The following is a 15173-nucleotide window of genomic DNA, read 5'->3' on the forward strand; positions in this document are numbered from 1 at the left end:
GGACTCCCACAATGACCACCATCGATAAATTAGACGACGTACAAGGCATCGTATTTAGCGGCTATAACAAACATATGGCCCACTGTAGTTATTACCTGTTAAAAATCGACGATGCCGGCAAAACGAAACCTTGGCTGAAAAATCTGGTCGATCAAAATCAAATCAGCCATGGCGCGGACAAACCGACCGATGAAACTGAAAACCGTATCAACCTGGCGATCAGTTATTCCGGTTTCGAACAGCTCAACCTGGATAAAGACAGCCTTTACAGCTTCGAACTGTCCTTCCGGGAAGGCATGGATTCTGAGCATCGCTCGGCGCTATTGGGCGACCGCGGCATCAACGATCCCAGCGCCTGGGATTGGGGCAGCGGCCAAAAACGGGTGGACCTGTTGTTTATGCTGTTCTCCAAAAACGACGCCATCCACAACGCCAGCCAGAAATATCATGAAAAAGCCTTTAAAGGCGCGGGCTTAAGCGTCGTACAACGCCTGGATGCCGGCGAGAAAAAGCAGGACGCCAACGGCTTTACCTTGGAGCATTTCGGCTTTGCCGACGGTATTTCCGATCCCGTCGTAGACGGCTTCCCGACCACCAGCGGCACCGGCGAAATCGCTACCGGCGAGTTTTTGCTGGGTTATCCGAATCAATACGACGGCAAACTCACCAAAATGCCGCAGTTGGGTAGTGCCGGCGAAGCGTTCGGCAAAAACGGTACTTATCTGGTGCTACGGCAATTGAAACAGGATGTCGGCGCGTTCTGGCAATTCATGGAAGATGAAGCAGCGCGGCAAGGTATTACCGCCGATTATCTGGCCGCCAAATTTGTCGGCCGCTGGAAAAGCGGTGCGGTGGTGGAGCCTAATCAGGACAGCGATCCGAATAAGATTGATAACAGCTTCAATTTCACCAAAGACCCACACGGCACCGGTTGCCCGCTGGGCTCGCACATTCGTAGGGCCAATCCCAGAGCAGTCGGCTTGGGCGCCACTGCCGAAGAAGCTTTGAAAGTCGCCAACCGCCACCGCATCCTGCGCCGCGGCCGCAGCTACGGCAACTTCCTGGAAAACCCGACGAAGGACGACGGCAAAGAGCGCGGTCTTTTGTTCATTTGTTTAAACGCCAATATCGAACGCCAATTCGAGTTTGTGCAACACACCTGGATCAACAGCGTCAAATTCGCCGGCCTTTACGACGAAGACGATCCATTGATCGGTAGCGGCGTAGCGGAAAATCGCAACTTTACGATTCAGGATGAACCATTGCGGCGGCGGGTTTGCGGATTTCAGCAATTTGTGACGACACGAGGCGGCAGTTATTTCTTTTTACCTAGTTTGAGTGCGCTGGGCTTGCTGGCTAGTTCCTGATTGGGCATTTTGCAGTAAGGATTGCTATCGAATACGCTTGGCGAAAGGAGCACCCGCCCCCTTCGCCAAGCTGCGGCAAGCATGCCAACGCCTTGCAAACATTCCCTTCATCGCTAACTTTGCGTGCAGCGCACCTAAAGTCTCGGCGCAATTAGCCATTTAATCTTTTCAGTTTGCTTCATGGCAAACTCCTTCTGCTTCTTCTATGCTTAAAATCAATTATTAACGGCCGGGAGGAGTTGATGAGCATCAAGAATTGGCCCACAGACGAGCGACCCCGTGAAAAACTCTTGCAGCGTGGCGCTACCGCGCTGACGGACGCCGAGCTACTGGCGATTTTTCTGCGCACCGGCACGCCCGGCAAGTCGGCGGTGGATATGGCCCGGGATTTGTTGAGCGAATACGGCTCCTTGCAGGCGCTGCTTGGTGCCGATCAACAACGCTTTTGCCGGAGCAACGGTTTAGGCGATGCAAAGTACGCCCAATTACAAGCCGTACTGGAAATGGCCCGCCGCCATTTCGCCGAGATATTGCAACGCGGCAGCGCCTTGACCAGCCCGGACATCACTCGCGCTTATCTCAGCGCCCAATTGCGTAGCTACAGTTTCGAAGTGTTCGCCTGCCTGTTTCTGGACAACCAGCATCGGGTGATTCAATGGGAAGAGCTGTTTCGCGGCACCATCGACGGTGCCAGCGTCTATCCGCGCGAAGTGGCAAAAAGGGCCTTATTTCATCATGCGGCGGCGGTCATATTTGCTCACAATCATCCGTCCGGCATCAACGAACCCAGCCAAGCCGACCGGCAAATTACCGACAAACTCAAACAGGCCTTGGGCCTGTTCGACATCCGCGTACTGGATCATTTCATCGTCGGCGACGGCCAACCCTTTTCGTTTGCCGAACATGGCTTGCTTTAGCGCTTGACCGCCGCTACTGGCTATCTTGACCGATAGTTGGCTTATATTGGCTTAACACCCGCTCCGCCAAGCGTGAAAACGGCATGCTCTGGATCCACACCGAACCGGTGCCTGTCAGCGTCGCCAGAAACAAGCCCTCACCGCCGAACAGCATGCTTTTCAAGCCGCCACTCATGCCAATGTTGTAATCGATGTCGCCGCTGAACGCCACCAGACAGCCGGTATCCAGACGCAAGGTTTCGTTACGCAATTCCTTACGGATCACCGTGCCGCCGGCGTGGATAAAGGCCATGCCGTCACCGCGCAGACGTTGCAGAATAAAACCTTCGCCACCGAAAAAGCCGCTACCCAAGCGTTTGTTGAAAGCGATATCCACTTGGGTGCCGTAAGCCGCCGCTAAAAACGCCGATTTCTGGCAAATCACTTCTTCACCCAATTCAGCCATATTCAATGCCGCGATTGAGCCCGGAAACGGCGCGGCAAAGGCCACCCGGCGTTTTTGCGCACCGTGATTGGTGAAATGGGTCAAAAATACCGACTCGCCGGTTAGCATGCGTTTGCCGATACCAAACAGCTTATCCATCACCCCACCGGAACCGTCGCCCATCTTGGCTTCGAAGTCTATATCCTGCTCCAGATACGTCATCGCCCCCGCTTCGGCGATCACGGTTTCTTTGGGGTCGAGCTCGACTTCGACCATTTGAATATCATGACCGATAATCTGATAATCGACTTGATGGCAACGCATAGGTATCTCCTCTTATTTAGTTGAAAAATTAAACGCTCGCTGAACAGACTCAACCGGGCTGAAAAAATTCATAGCTGCCTCGGCCCTGCTGTTTGGCAAGATACATGGCCTGATCGGCGTGACTGAGTAAGCAATCCGGCGTACCCACATCCAGCGGACATAAGGTAATACCGCTACTGACGCCAATTTTCGCGGTTTGCCCGCCGATATAGTAGGGCTGGGAAATCGCCTGATGAACACGCAGCAAGGCTTGCTCACACTGCGGTTTGGATTCCAGACCGCCCATCAATAAGGCAAATTCATCGCCGCCTAATCGGCACACCGTGTCGTCCTCGCGCAAATTGGCCTTTATCCGCTTAGCCACCTCGATCAGCAATGTATCACCAGCCTCGTGGCCGAACTGGTCGTTGACCTGTTTGAACCCGTCCAGATCCATATACACGACACCCAATAAGGTACTGTCGCGTTTACAGCGCGCCAAGGCCTGACAAAATCTATCGTTGAACAATATCCGGTTAGGCAATTGCGTCAACGGATCGTGATGCGCCAAGCGTTCCAGTTCCTGCTGCTGAAGTTTGGCTTGGGTGATGTCGGAAAACAAACCGACATAATTCAGAATTTCGCCGGTGCGGTTGCGCATGGCCGAGATCGTCAGCAATTCGACATATAACTCGCCGCTTTTCTTGCGATTCCATATCTCGCCTTGCCAGCAACCCTCGGTTTGCAGGGTTTGCCACAAGTCTTTATAGAATTGCGCATCGTGTTTTCCCGACTGCAAAATACTGTGATTGCGGCCGATCACTTCCTCGCGGGCATAGCCGGTTATCGCGCAAAAAGTCGGGTTGGCATCGATAATATTGCCGGCCGCATCGGTGATGGTGATGCCTTCATGCGCATCGCTAAACACCCGGGCCGCCAATTGCAATTTATCTTCGGCGCGCTTGCGCTCAGTAATATTGGTCAAAATGCAATGAATAACGGCAGGTCGGGCCTTATCGCCCTGCAAGCGGCCGTCCAGAATCACGGTCAACATATGACCCAATTTTGTCAGCAGCGACAATTCGCATTCCAGCAAACCGTAGTGATTCAGCAGGTGCAGTTTTAGCCGAAAATCCTGTCCGGTTTCCGGCGAAATGAACTCAAACAGTTTGCGGCCTATCAGTTCATCAATGTCGTAGTCCAGCAGCGCACACAATTGCGGATTGACATCCAACAAATTACCTTGCCTATCCATTGCCAGATAGGCCACCGGCGAGTTTTCGAACAAGCTGCGGAACCGGCTTTCGCTTTGCCGTAACGACTCGGTCAATTGCAGCGCAATCGCCGCGTTTCGGCGTGCATTGATATAGGCCCAGGTAATAAAAAACAGCAAAAAGCTGATCAGCACCAACGCCAACACTTCAACCCAGGGCGGCTCGAACCTGGCGGTCTTACTGAAGGCTGGCATGGCACTGTAACGCAAGGTCCAAAAATGTCCGCCCAAATCCAGGCGCTGTATGCGAGTCATGGCACCGGCATCGGTTTTAAACGCTGCCGGCACCAAGCTGGCCTGACTATCGAAAAGCAGGCCCTCGGCACTGAGATCGTCCTGATCAAAAATTTCCAGGCGCAAGGCCAATAAATCCTGTCCCAGGATAGCTTTCAGCAAGTCATTCATGCGATAAGGAATGTATACCCAGCCCAGTAGCGCGGAACGGCGCTGCTCTAAGGTTTGTGGGATGCTGCCGTTGCGATACACCGGAAAATACGCCAACATCCCGGCTTGTAAATCGGCCTTGGTTTCCTGGATTAGAACCAACTTACCGGTATAGGCCAACTCGCCGTTGTCCCGCGCGCGCTCCATCGCTTTGCGCCGAATCGGTTCAGAGTACATATCGTAGCCAAAGGCGCGGAGATTGCGGCCGCCGAACGGCTCCAAGTAGATAATGCTGGAATATTCGCTGCGCGGTTCTAACGGATTAACTACATAGTCAGGAAAGCCCTGGCGGCGAATATCGGCAATATGCTGTTCGAGCTGTCCGGCGGGAATCCAGACCGTATAGCCCACGCCTTGCACCCCCGGATGACTGCGATCCAACTCCAGCATTTCAACAAAAGCACGCCAGTCCTCGCGGGTAACCTCATAGCTTGCGGCAAACAAGCCGGCGGCGCTACGTAGTGTTTGGCCATGTAAAGCCATACGTTTGCTGATGTCGCTGGTAAGGCGTTGGGTTTCAAAATCGAAATATTCCTGTAAGCGCTGTTGATAGCGCCAATTCAGATCTTGCCAAGCCACAAACAAGGCAGACAGCGAAATCAGCAAAATCAGGAGAGCCGGATAGTAATGCCGGTAGCGCGCCAATAACTTTCGTGGAGCAGGGCTAGTAGTCATGCTTTCCCCTGTTGATATCGGAATATTCCGTTTCAGACCGTCGGCCAAGCTTGCGCCACAATCTAGGCTTAAAAGTATAGCGTGGTCGTAGGGATTAGTATCCGGCGAAATTTCAGCATCAAACCTTCGGTCATCAGTACTTGAAGATACCCCCCTTGAGCGCTTCGGCATAGCTCAATCATGGACCGGCTTTTCTCTAACTTGCCAGCGGTTTGGGCAGAGTATTAGAGGCCGAGGGGTGACGACTGGGAGAAGACAATTGTTTACACGGGCCCGGTGCGAACCCTGTTTCGGCGAGTGCCGGCTTCCGGCGGGAAAGATTGCTAGCCATCCCTGGCTAGCAATCGCGCCTCCACCGCCACGTGATTGCCTTCGGCGGCCCTGGCCGTCCGCGTCACCCCGGCTTTGACCCAGCAAGGGGTTCAAAGCCTTGGCTCTCGCATGACTCGACGCCGTGTCGCGAGGCCTTGCAGTTTTTCTAATCGAAAAACCGCCCGGCGCTACGGCTTCCAGGGGCTACTCGGCCTTCGCTCGCTAGCGCTTTGCTTTCCGGGCCTCGCAGCGTAGGCAGTTGGGCTCCCGCAGAAGCGGGAGTGCCTGTATTTTAAGAACCTGCTTAATGCGCCAGTAAATTGACCAAAATCTGTTGGTAAATTCGGCTTAAAACTTCCAGCTCGTCCAGGCCAATGTGCTCGTTGACCTTATGAATACTGGCGTTCAACGGCCCCAGCTCAATCACTTGCGCACCCGTCGGGGCGATGAAACGGCCGTCGGAGGTGCCGCCGCCGGTATCGTCCAAGGTCTGAAAACCGCATACACTTTCGATGGCCGCATGGGTGGCGTCGATCAATGCACCTTGCGAGGTCAGGAATGGATTGCCGGACAAGCGCCATTGCAGATCGTATTTGAAACCGTGTTTGTCCAGGATTGCCTGAGTGCGGCTTTTGATTGTGGCTTCGTCCAATTCGGTACAAAACCGCAGATTGAACTGCACTTCCACCTGGCCGGGAATGATGTTTTCCGCGCCGGTGCCGCCGTTGATATTGGAAACCTGCAAGCGGGTTGGCGGGAAAAATTGATTGCCGTGGTCCCAAACTTCCTCGGTCAACTCTTTTAAAGCCGGCGCAAACATATGAATCGGGTTTTCCGCCAATTCCGGATAAGCCACGTGGCCTTGAATGCCCAGCACTGTCAGTTTGGCGCATAAGGATCCGCGCCGGCCGACCCGAATCACGTCGCCGATTTTCTTGTCGCTAGACGGCTCGCCGACTAAGCACCAGTCGATCTTTTCGCCCCGTTGTTCCAGCACCTCTACCACTTTAACCACGCCGTGGGTGGCAATGCCCTCCTCGTCGCTGGTCATCATGATCGCTATCGAGCCTTTATGTTCGGGATATTCGGCCAGGAAACGCTCGACGGCTGTGACAAACGCGGCGATGCCGCCTTTCATGTCCGCCGCGCCACGGCCGTAAAGTTTGCCATAGCGGATGGTCGGTTCGAACGGCGGGGAATCCCACGCCGCCAAAGGCCCGGTCGGCACCACGTCGGTATGCCCTAAGAACACAAACAGCGGCGCCTGTTGCCCTTTTCGCAGCCAGAGGTTTTGGGTATCGGCAAAATTCAGGCGCTCGTCAACAAAGCCAAGCTTGGTCAAGCGCTGCGCCAGCAAATCCTGGCAACCGGCGTCGTGGGGGGTCACTGATTCGCGACGAATCAACGCTTCTAACAAAGAAAGGGTTTCGCTCATTATTCGGTAGGGTACTGATCGGGATTGAAGCCAACGATCAGTTGCCGGCCATCATCCAGAATCGGGCGCTTGATCAGGGTCGGCACCGCCAACATCAGTTGCACGGCTTTGTCTGGGGTTAAATCGGATTTTTGGGCATCGTCCAACTGACGCCAGCTGGTGCTGCGCTGGTTAAGCACGGCATCCAGGCCCAGCGCATCGACAAAGCGTTGCAGCAAAGCCGCATCCAGACCATCGATTCGATAGTCGTGGAAGCGGTAGGCAATGTGCCGCGCCTCCAGCCAAGTGCGCGCCTTTTTAACGCTATCGCAGTTCTTGATGCCGTACATTACCAACATGGATTATTAGCCTTCTTCGCCGGCCAACAATTCTTCCAGGCTAGGCAAGGTTTTATCGGCGTGGGCACGCGCTTTGTAAACGTCCACAAACTCCATGAAAGCCTGCTCCAAATCGTCCAGCACTTCTTCCTCATCGGCTACCTCGTCTTCCGGAATTTCATCGGATTCCAGGTAGTCTTTTTGAATAGCGATCTCGCCGTTCAGAGATAACAGGGCGAGGATTAGGGCATTATTGGAAATATTTTCTGGCATGGTGTGCTCGCAGGTTAGGATTGAAGAGAAAAACGGGGCCGGCAACTGGCGGCAATTAAATCAACTGCGCGTAGGCAGCGTATCGAAAGGGTTCGCATTCATGCTGTGTTGCCTCCTTGAAACTTATGCCCGCATTGTAACGCATAGCCGCTCATCCTTGCCATGCGTTAAAACTCCCTCGCGCGCCGTCATACTTTCCCTGATCGGCTATTTTCCGCCGGGCATACTCCCGTTTCGATTCTCAGGACCAGCTTACCAGCTACATTTGCAATTACATCGGTTGGTTCGGAAAATTCCTACCTGGGGCTGCATAGCCGCACAAACCCGAGCGGCAGACCGCGTCCGGTCGATCTATCCGCTTAAAGCCGTTTTAACTGTATCCGCGTTCTAAACACCGGCAGCCAGCTTCTGCTTGAAAAATGCAGGCAAGGGACGTTTTGCGGCGTAATAGTCACTTGCCAATCCTCATCTCGAAAAAACCTAAGCTTGAGGTTGGCATCGTCCAACACCCACACCTTGTCCAGCCAGAAAGAGCCGTAGGGCACGCCAAACGAACGCACCGCCAGCACGTTGAACTGGCTATCCAGCAAGATTATCTCTGTCGCTTCTTCAAAGGGGCAATCCCAATCGCAAATTAACAGGTATTCATGCGCGGGAGTTTGAAATTGATGCAAAAGCCGATAGCCGGGCACATAAGACGAGCTCGGCAAACCATTTATCAGCAATTGGGTCTGCAATGGCCAATCTTGATATTCGCCGGCGTGACTTTTCAAGGAAAAAATATCGGTTGTTTGCATCGTCTCGACCTGGATAAAACAAGGTTACCGCTTAATTTTATTACAGTCGAAAATTCGACAATCCTGAGTCTATCAGCAGCGCCCGGTTACAGAAACATCATCAAGGCAACCTGAAATCCCCCATATTCCCTGCCCCGTTGTTTACAATAGCCCTCAAGGCACTTATTTTTGAGACCCATGACCGCAGACTGGCAACTTATGCCACATCGCGCCCCCTAAAAACTCACTCAATTATCGCCATACCCAATACCGTAAAACCATTCCAGCACAGGATACATTTTCCCCATGAAATTCACCGACACAGGCACCCTAGTCAATTGGCAGTTAGACGACATTCATATTATCCAACCCTTACACGATAAAGCCGACGGCGGTTCGCGCGGCGGTGTGTATCTGTGCATACCCAATTTTGAAGAACTAACACCGCCTTTTGCGCTTAAACACGGCGAATACCGCATAACGCCTTGCGAGACTGATCTACCGCACCAAAAAAACCTCACGGCGCCTGACGAAACTAACTGGGGCAGCGTCGCAGTAATCACCGATTGGCAAGAGCAGACGGAAGCAAACAGCAAAACCCTGACCGTCAGCACCCGCATTCGCGCGATGTCGGAAACCGCCTTGGTTCGCCCTGGCTTTCACCCCTATTTTTCGATTTCGCCCAACAGTTTTATCGAGATTGCGGATACGCATATTGAGGTCTCGGCTCTCCCGCACGATAGCTTGAGAGTACATCACGCCAACTCGCCAGCGGCACCGATAAAGTTAAGCACAACCGATTACACGGTGACGATGACTTGCCACATCTCGCCGTTGTCGGCGGATCTGGCATTAGCGTTTGGCATTTGGAGCGACAAAAAAGCCGAGTATGTCTGCATCGAGCCGATCATCGGCCTGCAACCAGGCCCGGATGGCCTGCCGACGCCGCTGACATTGCAACAGGATGAAGAGTTGGTGATGGTGTTTACCATCAGGGCGAATAAAATTTAACTTTGCCGACAATCCTTATATTTAAACAAAGCACGGAGCATCGATTCGCGGGTATTTTCGGGATTGCCGAGCGATCCACTGTGGTACCAAAGACTTGGAGCGAGAGCTGCTGGAAACAGGTACATTGGTGCAGCCAAACCCGGCCGAGCGGACTCTGGAGGAAAAAACACCAGATTTTCGTCGATCAAGAATATCGGTTGAAACTCGGTCAACTCGTGCTGCGTCGTTGGCGCGTCACGGAGCGGTATAGACTCCGAACCGGGCTTGGGCTGCTCCAAAGGCGTCATGGACAGTGTTGAGTAACCGTTTCCCGAGTTCAATCTGAACCAGTAGGTGTATTGACTGGCTAACGACGAGACAAATACCACAAGCTCTCCGGCCGGATTAACTCGCGTAGGCTTAATGTCAAAAACGGCGGAGAACTTTTCGTCCCCCATCAATTCATAACGGGCACGTTCTATGGGGCAGTTTTCGATGGCTCTGACGCCCGAGCTCAGCAGGCACACAGCATATAAGCTCCAAAACCCCACTTTGTTTGCTTTGGACATCGCACTCCCTCATGGCGTTTTGTTAAGCAGCTTGGAGTATACAGGCCAACCAGAACCACTATGCCGGGACTGGAGTAACAAGGAAAAAATCTTGGCCGGTTAGCAACTGTCTCCGTGAAGAATCAAACCAAATGTGCTATTTTCAGCAACACCGCCACAATGACTGTAGTTTGCAAGAACCCGGCGGCGACAATCCAGCGAGTTAAATCGGCTTTGGTTTCCGCTTGATCGCGTCGAGTGTCTGCTCGGAGTAATTCGATTTTGTGGCTTAACTCGGATTCCAACGCTTTGATTTCGGTACGCAATACGACTTCCAAGTCTTTTAAATCGCGTTTGGTGGAGACATCGTCGAGATGAAAATCGTGCCTGGCTTGTTCCAGCGTGTTGTCGACGACTTCCTTTTGCATTTCGGTGATTACTTCGGCTTGGGCCTCGGTAAAACCCGCCGCCTTTAAACGCAGCGCAAATTTTAAGGTATCGAATGGAATTGCGTTCATGCCCTACGCCCTCAAAGAAAAAGCGGTGCCAGCATTGTAACGCATGGCGCCAAACCAGCGCCATGCATCAGAGAGCGAGCGGTTAATCCCGCAACAACTCATTAATCCCGGTTTTGCTGCGAGTTTTCTCGTCCACCTGCTTAATGATCACCGCGCAATACAAGCTGTAGCTGCCGTCTTTGGATGGCAGGTTGCCGGAGACGACCACGGAGCCGGCTGGAATGCGGCCATAAGTCACTTCGCCGGTCATGCGGTTGAAGATCTTGGTGCTTTGGCCGATGTAGACGCCCATCGATACCACGCAATTATCTTCGACGATCACGCCTTCGACGATCTCGGAGCGGGCGCCGATGAAGCAGTTATCGCCGATGATGGTGGGGTTGGCTTGCAAGGGTTCCAGTACCCCGCCGATGCCGACGCCGCCGGACAGATGCACGTTTTTACCGATTTGCGCGCAGGAACCGACCGTTACCCAGGTGTCGACCATCGTGCCGCTATCGACGTAAGCGCCGATGTTGACGTAAGACGGCATCAGGATCGCGCCGGGCGCTATGTAAGAACCGTAACGGGCTACTGCGTTGGGCACCACGCGGACGCCGGCTTGAGCAAAGTCGGCTTCGCTGTACTGGCCGAATTTGGTCGGCACTTTGTCGTAATAGCGCACGTCGCCGCTTTCGATGACTTTGTTTTCGTTGATGCGAAACGACAGCAGCACGGCTTTTTTCAGCCATTGATTGGTCACCCAATCGCCGTCTTTTTTCTCGGCGACGCGGGCTTCGCCTTTATCAAGCATATTCAAGGCTTCGGTAACCGCGTTACGCACTTCGGTTGAGACGGTGGACGGGCTGATTTCGGCGCGGTTTTCAAAGGCGTCGTTGATGATGGTTTCCAGGTTTGACATGGTTTCACTTCTTGGAATGGTTTTAAAAAAGGGTCTGGGTTTCTTCCCCCTTTGTAAAAGGGGGGTCGAGGGGGATTTATCTAAAAATCTCCCCTAGCCCCTCTTTTTCAAAGAGGGGAAATTCCTACGGCTTGTTTTCATTGAGAAATGCTTTAATCCGCTGCGCAGCCTCAACACATTCCTCAATCGGCGCGACCAAGGCAATGCGCACATGGTTAGCGCCGGGATTGATGCCGCCGCTATCGCGCGACAGATAACTGCCCGGCAGCACGGTAATGTTTTGCTCGGCGAACAATTTCCGCGCAAATTCGGTATCTGCAATCGGCGTCTTTAACCAAATATAAAAACTGGCCGGCGGCCGGCTGATGTCGCAGACGTCCTTGAGAATATCGATGAAAGCGGTGAACTTGTCGCGGTACAACTGGCGGTTATGCTTGACGTGTTCCTCATCGTTCCAGGCGGCGATGCTGGCGTGCTGGGTCGGCACCGGCATCGGGCAGCCGTGGTAGGTGCGGTATTTGAAATATTGTTTCAGCACCTCGGCGTCGCCGGCCACAAAGCCGGAGCGCAAGCCGGGCGCATTGGAACGTTTGGACAGACTCTGAAAAATCACGCAGCGTTTGAAATCGGTAATGCCGGCCTGATAAGCGCTTTGCAGCAAGCCTTGCGGCGGATTGGCCTCGTCGTCGTAGAGTTCTGTATAACACTCGTCGGAGGCGATGACAAAATCGTACTGGTCGGCCAAAGCCAATAATTTCAGATGATCGGCTGGTGTCAACACCGTACCGGTTGGATTGCCCGGCGAGCAAATAAACATCAATTGGCAGCGTTGCCAAATCGCCTCCGGCACGCTGTCGAAATCCGGCAAATAACCATCGGCTTCCACGGTATTCAGATAATACGGCTCGGCGCCTGCCAGCAGAGCGGCGCCTTCGTAGATCTGATAAAAAGGATTGGGCATGATCACCACCGGCTTCTCAGCCGGATCGATCACAGCCTGCACCAAGGAAAACAAGGCCTCGCGAGTGCCGTTAACCGGCAATACCTGGGTTTCGGCATCTACTCCGCCCAACGGAATACCAAAGCGGCGACACGTCCATTCGGCAATGGTCTGGCGCAATTCCGGCAAACCTTTGGTAGTGGGGTATTGGGTCAAACCGTGCAAATGCCTTAGCAAGGCCTCCTGGATAAAGTGCGGGGTAGCGTGTTTGGGTTCGCCAATCGACAGGGCGATATGCGTTTTCTCGGCTGGCGGCGTGATGCCTTGTTTCAGCGCGGCCAGCTTTTCAAATGGGTAAGGATGTAACTGGGATAAATGCGGATTCATTATTTACTGCAATGCGGCTGTCTGCCATTGTTTTTGGCTTGTTGCTGCATTTGCAGCGCTTGATTCATATGCTGATTCAAATTCTCGATACGGCTACCGTGCGATGGATGGGTGGACATAAATTCGATAGGTTGGCCGCCCTGCGCAGCCTTATCCATTTTCAACCACAAATTCACGCTCTGCCGCGGATCAAATCCCGCTTTGGCCATTAAATCCAAACCGATGGTATCGGCTTCGGTTTCATGCACCCGGCTGAACGGCAGGATGACACCGTATTGGGCGCCAACGCCTAATAAGCCCAGCGCAGTTTGCCCCAATGCGGTTTGCGGCTGCGACACGGCTTGCACCATCGATAATCCGGTGCTGACCGCGGTTTCCTGCGACAAACGCTCATTACTGTGGCGCGCCAGGACGTGGCCTACCTCGTGACCTATGACAGCCGCCAGTTGATCTTGATTGTCGACCAGATTGATCAGACCGGTATGTACACCAATTTTGTTGCCAGGCAATGCAAACGCATTCAGGGTTTCATCTTCAAACACCACCACTTCCCATTGCCCGCCGGTTTGTTGGGTAATGGCTTGCGCCACACAGCTGGCAAATTGACTGTAGCGTGGGTTTTGCGTAATAGGGTTTTTGCTTTTCATGTCGCTGAAGGATTGCAAACCCATTTGATCGACCTGATTATCGGACATGTAGATAAACTGGGAACGGCCGGTAGGGCTAGTAGCGCAAGCAGTTACCGCTAAGGAAACAGCCGTGGAAAGCAGGAATTTTTTCAACATGGCGACAACATCCGCAAGCAAAAGAAGCGGCATTTTAACGTAACTTGTGAGCCGGAGTTAAAAGCTTTTTGGCCGATCAAGCCTTGTTCCGACTCCGGACTGAACCCAGGCTATTTACAGAACAGCTCTTGAAAATACTTGGATCAGACGCTGCCGAAGAAATAAAAATCGCCGGGATTAGGGGCTGTTGCCATTTTGAAACGATAGCCTTGAAATCGAACGGCTCTGCCTCATTGATTGATTTTTCAATCAGAAGACAAGTGAGCTATGCCGCGACAAATGTTTACGGATGCATACTGGAATAAATTCAAAGCCATCCTGTTAAGCCTGGGGATTTATGACAAGCCTTCGCTCAGGCAAACGGTAGAAGGGATTTTTTATCGCATGCGAGTCGGCTGCCCCTGGCGAGACCTGCCTGCCACGTTTGGTAAGTGGAATGCAGTCTACAAACGGTTTAATGCGTGGTCACTGCAAGAAAAACTGATGGGCATCTTTCGAGGCCTGGTTGTGGCACCGGATTTGGAATGGACCTTTATTGACGGCAGTATCGTGAAAGCGCATCAGCATAGTAGCGGTGCGGCTCATGAACAGGATGCCGCGATTGGGAAATCCGTTGCGGGTAACACCACGAAAATCCATATGGCCGTTGATGCCTGTGGGCTGCCTATTCATTTCTCAATCACCGGTGGTGAAGTCCATGACTGCAAAGAAGCGCCGGAATTAGTGGCTAAACTGCCTTTGGCTGACTACACGGTCGCTGACAAAGGCTATGACAGTGAACCTCTACGGATTCAAATTCGAGAGAAAGGGAGTGTCCCTATCATTCCTAGAAAACAAAATTCAATCGTCGGGAATGACGGAATGGATTGGTGCCTCTACCAATATCGCCACCTCGTTGAAAATGTCTTTGCGCGATTGAAACATTTCAGAGCCATCGCGACGCGATATGACAAATTGAAACGCAATTTTGAAGGCGTTGTCGCTTTGGCCTGCGCTTTTATTTGGTTACCCATGTAAAACGGCAACAGCCCCTAGGCGTTTTCCAGCATGTGTAAAAGTTGCTGCAAGCAAAACAGCGTTGCCTGCTGGCGTATCGACTGCCGGTCGCCGCTGAATTGTTTCTGCAAACAAGCGCCGTTAGCGCCGCGCATTTGCCAGGCGATAAATACGGTTCCGACCGGCTTTACCGGCGTGCCGCCATCCGGTCCGGCAATACCGGTGACGGCCAAAGCCAGATCGGCCAGGCTATTGGTCAAAGTGCCCGCCACCATTTCCAAAGCAGTCTCTTCGCTAACCGCCCCCACTCTCGCCAAAGTCTCCGGTTTGACACCCAGCATATCGATTTTGGCATCGTTGCTGTAGGTGACGAAACCCCGGTCAAACCATCCGGAACTGCCCGGCACATCAGTAATTGCCTTGGCAATGCCGCCGCCGGTGCAGGATTCCGCCAAAGCCAGACGTAGACTCAGAGTGTTTAGTCGATTGCCGAGCGCTTCGGCGAGTAAATAGCTTGGATCGTGCATAGCAGTCCGGTTAGCTGATACGGCATCAAGCCGAGAAGGGATTTTGTTGCAGCGAAAAGGTCATC

Annotated in this window: 16 protein-coding genes; 4 read left to right on the forward strand and 12 right to left on the reverse strand. The window is 53.0% G+C overall.

The annotated features are described in order from the left end of the window. Positions 1–11 precede the first annotated feature (11 nt). Positions 12–1367, forward strand: a complete 1356-nt coding sequence (locus tag DDY07_RS16410; RefSeq protein ID WP_171696641.1) for a Dyp-type peroxidase — start codon at positions 12–14, stop codon at positions 1365–1367. A gap of 242 nt (positions 1368–1609) precedes the next feature. Beyond that, positions 1610–2284, forward strand: coding sequence for a DNA repair protein RadC (radC, locus tag DDY07_RS16415; protein WP_033155889.1), 675 nt, complete (start codon positions 1610–1612; stop codon positions 2282–2284). Positions 2285–2297: 13 nt separating this feature from the next. Here radC and DDY07_RS16420 read toward each other — a convergent pair whose 3' ends face one another. From DDY07_RS16420 to DDY07_RS16445, 6 genes are all read right to left on the reverse strand, one after another. Beyond that, entirely contained in the window at positions 2298–3032 is a 735-nt protein-coding gene (locus DDY07_RS16420; RefSeq protein WP_033155888.1) for a TIGR00266 family protein, read from the reverse strand. 49 nt (positions 3033–3081) lie between these two features. After that, a complete protein-coding gene (locus tag DDY07_RS16425) occupies positions 3082–5403 on the reverse strand; it encodes a CHASE domain-containing protein (protein WP_171696642.1) in 2322 nt (773 codons plus the stop codon). Positions 5404–6019: 616 nt separating this feature from the next. Continuing rightward, positions 6020–7150, reverse strand: coding sequence for a succinyl-diaminopimelate desuccinylase (dapE, locus tag DDY07_RS16430; RefSeq protein ID WP_171696643.1), 1131 nt, complete (start codon positions 7148–7150; stop codon positions 6020–6022). After that, positions 7150–7488 carry an ArsC family reductase gene (locus DDY07_RS16435; RefSeq protein ID WP_171696644.1) on the reverse strand — a complete coding sequence of 113 codons (339 nt, stop codon included), beginning with the start codon at positions 7486–7488 and terminating at the stop codon, positions 7150–7152. Before DDY07_RS16435 ends, dapE begins: the two co-directional genes overlap by 1 nt. A 6-nt stretch (positions 7489–7494) precedes the next feature. Further along, the gene (locus tag DDY07_RS16440; RefSeq protein ID WP_033155885.1) at positions 7495–7740 is read right to left on the reverse strand and encodes a hypothetical protein; all 246 of its coding nucleotides are present in this window, start codon (positions 7738–7740) and stop codon (positions 7495–7497) included. 359 nt (positions 7741–8099) lie between these two features. After that, positions 8100–8537, reverse strand: a complete 438-nt coding sequence (locus tag DDY07_RS16445) for a hypothetical protein (protein ID WP_171696645.1) — start codon at positions 8535–8537, stop codon at positions 8100–8102. Between the two features lie 285 nt (positions 8538–8822). Here DDY07_RS16445 and DDY07_RS16450 point away from each other — a divergent pair, with 285 nt between their 5' ends. After that, positions 8823–9527, forward strand: coding sequence for a hypothetical protein (locus DDY07_RS16450; protein ID WP_171696646.1), 705 nt, complete (start codon positions 8823–8825; stop codon positions 9525–9527). Here the strand turns inward: DDY07_RS16450 and DDY07_RS16455 are convergent. From DDY07_RS16455 to DDY07_RS16475, 5 genes are all read right to left on the reverse strand, one after another. Further along, a complete protein-coding gene (locus DDY07_RS16455; protein WP_171696647.1) occupies positions 9524–10075 on the reverse strand; it encodes a hypothetical protein in 552 nt (183 codons plus the stop codon). The two genes, DDY07_RS16450 and DDY07_RS16455, sit on opposite strands and share 4 nt — an antisense overlap. A 122-nt stretch (positions 10076–10197) precedes the next feature. Next, positions 10198–10572 (reverse strand): DUF1640 domain-containing protein, encoded by a 375-nt coding sequence (locus DDY07_RS16460; protein WP_171696648.1) that lies wholly within the window; start codon positions 10570–10572, stop codon positions 10198–10200. A gap of 82 nt (positions 10573–10654) precedes the next feature. Then, positions 10655–11473, reverse strand: coding sequence for a 2,3,4,5-tetrahydropyridine-2,6-dicarboxylate N-succinyltransferase (gene dapD, locus DDY07_RS16465; protein WP_171696649.1), 819 nt, complete (start codon positions 11471–11473; stop codon positions 10655–10657). A gap of 124 nt (positions 11474–11597) precedes the next feature. Next, a complete protein-coding gene (gene dapC / locus DDY07_RS16470) occupies positions 11598–12800 on the reverse strand; it encodes a succinyldiaminopimelate transaminase (protein WP_171696650.1) in 1203 nt (400 codons plus the stop codon). Then, on the reverse strand, positions 12800–13585 hold the full coding sequence (locus tag DDY07_RS16475) for a M48 family metallopeptidase (RefSeq protein WP_171696651.1): 786 nt from the start codon (positions 13583–13585) through the stop codon (positions 12800–12802). The genes dapC and DDY07_RS16475 overlap by 1 nt, the downstream gene beginning before the upstream one ends. A gap of 267 nt (positions 13586–13852) precedes the next feature. Here DDY07_RS16475 and DDY07_RS16480 point away from each other — a divergent pair, with 267 nt between their 5' ends. After that, positions 13853–14602 (forward strand): IS5 family transposase, encoded by a 750-nt coding sequence (locus DDY07_RS16480; RefSeq protein WP_033159547.1) that lies wholly within the window; start codon positions 13853–13855, stop codon positions 14600–14602. 14 nt (positions 14603–14616) lie between these two features. Here the strand turns inward: DDY07_RS16480 and DDY07_RS16485 are convergent, their stop codons facing one another. Beyond that, complete coding sequence (locus DDY07_RS16485) at positions 14617–15108, reverse strand: CinA family protein (RefSeq protein WP_171696652.1); 492 nt, start codon at positions 15106–15108, stop codon at positions 14617–14619. Positions 15109–15173: the final 65 nt, after the last annotated feature.

Origin of the sequence: Methylomonas sp. ZR1, assembly GCF_013141865.1 — a bacterium.
Taxonomy (GTDB): Bacteria; Pseudomonadota; Gammaproteobacteria; order Methylococcales; family Methylomonadaceae; genus Methylomonas.